The sequence below is a fragment of the Nostoc sp. UHCC 0251 genome (assembly GCF_034932245.1).
Taxonomy (GTDB): Bacteria; Cyanobacteriota; Cyanobacteriia; order Cyanobacteriales; family Nostocaceae; genus Nostoc.
The window spans coordinates 1-2,982 of the sequence record NZ_JAYGHD010000505.1 but is presented as its reverse complement, the minus strand read 5'-3'; the positions used below and the strand labels follow the sequence as shown (position 1 = coordinate 2,982).

The window sequence follows — 2,982 nt, the reverse complement described above, 5'->3', positions numbered from 1 at the left end:
TCTACAAGGTTTTGGGTTTTATATATGTACTTCATTTACCTGAAATCTGCTGTATTTACATTTAATTGGTGAAAAAATGGAAGACTCAGTGTTTGTTATCTTTCTTGCTTTTGGGTTTATTTGGGTTTTGATGGGAGTTGTCGGTTGGATTGCATTTTTAAAATCTGAGGGTGAGGAAATTAAGTTTGGTAAGTGGGGACTTATAGTTGCTATTCCAATCTTAATACCAATAATTGTTGCTCTGATTATTGGCATATTTTATCATTAGTCGTTAATTGCACCCCTAACCAAAATCACTGTACTTTCTACACCAGAGGCGATCGCTTCTGGAATATTACCTTGAATCGCTTGCTGCAACAATCCCTCGCGCGATGCTCCCAAAACTACAACATCGTAACCTTCGGTTTGTACTAGGTTAATCACACCTTCAGCAACTGAATCTGCTTGGACTGGGAGAGCAACTACACTACTGGACAATTTGCGGCGACGCATTAAATGGCGGATGGCTTGTTCTGAAACTGACATATCTGGCTTGAATTCAAATGGCTTAAACACCTGTGTCAAGTGAATTTGCGGATTATTCCCTAATGTAATTAAAGCCGGTAGTAATTTAATCGCCAGTGGGGAATTGGGGCCACCAGCCATCGGTACTAGCCAACGGTTGAAGAGGGGGCTGGGGACTGGGGATTGGGGAGTTTTGCCTAATTTTACTAATACTACTTCGCAGGTGGCTTGGTGAATTATGGTGTCTACAACGTTGCCAAAAATCCGGCCAGGGGTAGATGTGTTACCTTTCCATCCCATTAAAATTAAGTCGATGTGTTGTTCGTTGATTGTCTCTAAAATTGCCTGCGCTACGTCGTGGGTAACTCGTATCTGCGTGTGCAAGGGAATTTTCCACTTTTTAGCTAAGACTTCCGCCTGTCGTAGCAAGCGGCGGCTTTTTGCCGTCCTTACCTGTGTTTCTGACGGGGAACTATGGCGGGGTACCAGCATTACTTGCACGCAATCTATTTCATAATGGCGATCGCGGGCAATAGCTGCTGCCATTTGTAATAAAATACCTGCTGTTTCGGGATTAGCTACTGGCACTAATAATCTACCACTGCCGATGCTTGGCGATCGCGTTTGGTAAACTACATAAGAAGGTTCTGGTCGCAGTTTCAGAGTCCGGTTATCACAATTGAGATGATTTGCTTCCGCCCGAATAATATCTGCACGAGTAATAATTCCGATCAGTTTTCGTCCATCCACCACAGGTAAGCGACTGATTTGATAGCGATCGAGTAAATACAGCACATTGCTCAGGGTATGGATTGGTGTTACTGTCATCGGGACAGGCGTCATAATTTCTTTTAAGAAAATATCGCCTAAATTGCGTTCGCGGAGCGTGTGCTTTGCACTCTCGCGGATTTTTAGCAAATCTGATTGCGTCACAATCCCTACTAACTTGCTATCTTCTACCACAGGGAAACCGCGATGATGGGAACGAGCAAAGGATTGCATTGCTTCTTCCAAGCTCATCTCTGCATCCAGAGTTTCTACCCGTTCTTGCATCACATCTTTTGCAGTTAACTTGGTTAATGCTCCTTCCATAGGAGCTTCTTTGGTGAGAGTGATGCCTTTTAATTCCAAAAGTTTCTCATAAAGCGAACCAGGCACTACCTTATCCGCAACCAGGTAGGCTGCTACAGAAACAATCATCAAAGGTAGCACCAGATTGAAATCTGTAGTCATCTCAAACACAATCACAATTGCTGTGATTGGCACTTTAGAAACAGCGCTAAAAAATCCCCCCATACCCGCTAGCGCGTAAGTAGTAGGAGAACCTGTTCCGGTGATGTATAGCTCAGAGACACCAATGATGTGTCCTAAACAAGAACCTAAAATTAAACTGGGAGCGAATAATCCCCCCGGCGCTCCTGAACCGAATGCTATCAGTGTGAGGATGAACTGGGCCGCAAAGGCGATCGCTGCTACGCTAGGATGGGCCCCTCCAGTAATTAAGGACTCCCGTAATCCCGTATTATCACGAAAGGATGCCGGCAGCATGGAGACAACAACACCAGAGATAAATCCAGCCAAAGCTACCCGCAGTGGTAAGCTGATATGCAATTTTCTATAAAATTTAATACTAAATATTAAGCCGCGATTAAACAATGCACCCAACAACCCTGCCAAAATCCCCAAAAGCAGGAAAAAGGGAATTTCTGGGATGGAGAATTGGCTGGAAGATTGTACCAATTGCAGGTTAAGGTCTAAACTGCCACCACCTAAAAGTCGGGATATCACCCCACCAATAAAGGAGGCGATAATCGCAGTTCCCAAAGTCAATCCTGATAAATCTTGGAGTAATTCTTCAACGATAAACAATACACCTGCGATCGGGGCATTGAAAGCAGCTGCCAAACCTGCACCCGCACCAGCTGCAATCATTTGCCGCCGATGATCTGGGGAAGTGGGAACCCAGCGACTCATCCCTGCTGCCAAACCTGCCCCTACTTGAACGGTGGGGCCTTGCCGTCCCAGAGTCATGCCGGAACCGATAGTGATGATGGCACTGAGTAACTTTATACCTGCCACGCGCCAGGATAGTTTCATCGGTACATTGGCCAGAGTTGCTTTGACTTGCGGAATACCGCTACCAGAAGCCTCTGGTGCTAACCTTTCCACCAACCATCCAGCCAAAAATCCCAGGATCAGACCAATTGCTGGTAGTGCCAGCCATGCCGGGAAAAGTTGGGTAGTATGGACTCGCCATGTCCCCAGCCATCCCGACCCTACTTTCAGGAACACCGCAGATAGGGCTGCAACCAGACCGATAACACAAGCTTCGGCGATCGCTAAACCTCTTCTAGGCTGCCACCAGATGCGAAAGCGCTGATTCAGAACAGGAAGAGACATAATTTTTGGGCATTGGGCATTGAGCATTGGGCATTGGGCATTGGGCATTGGGCATTGGGCATTGGGCATTGGGCATTG

The 2,982-nt window shown here is 46.1% G+C and carries 2 protein-coding genes; one reads left to right on the top strand and one right to left on the bottom strand.

Going from position 1 to position 2,982, the window contains the following annotated elements:
* The first annotated feature begins 76 nt into the window (after positions 1–76).
* Entirely contained in the window at positions 77–268 is a 192-nt protein-coding gene (locus VB740_RS36350; RefSeq protein WP_323204649.1) for a hypothetical protein, read from the top strand.
* Here the strand turns inward: VB740_RS36350 and VB740_RS36345 are convergent.
* Positions 265–2,904, bottom strand: a complete 2,640-nt coding sequence (locus VB740_RS36345) for a chloride channel protein (protein ID WP_323204650.1) — start codon at positions 2,902–2,904, stop codon at positions 265–267. The two genes, VB740_RS36350 and VB740_RS36345, sit on opposite strands and share 4 nt — an antisense overlap.
* Positions 2,905–2,982 lie beyond the last annotated feature (78 nt).

Bases quoted from the DNA above. Each gene is read 5' to 3' on its own strand.
- VB740_RS36350 (WP_323204649.1), top strand. From the start codon at position 77: ATGGAAGACTCAGTGTTTGTTATCTTTCTTGCTTTTGGGTTTATTTGG.
- VB740_RS36345 (WP_323204650.1), bottom strand. From the start codon at position 2,904: ATGTCTCTTCCTGTTCTGAATCAGCGCTTTCGCATCTGGTGGCAGCCT.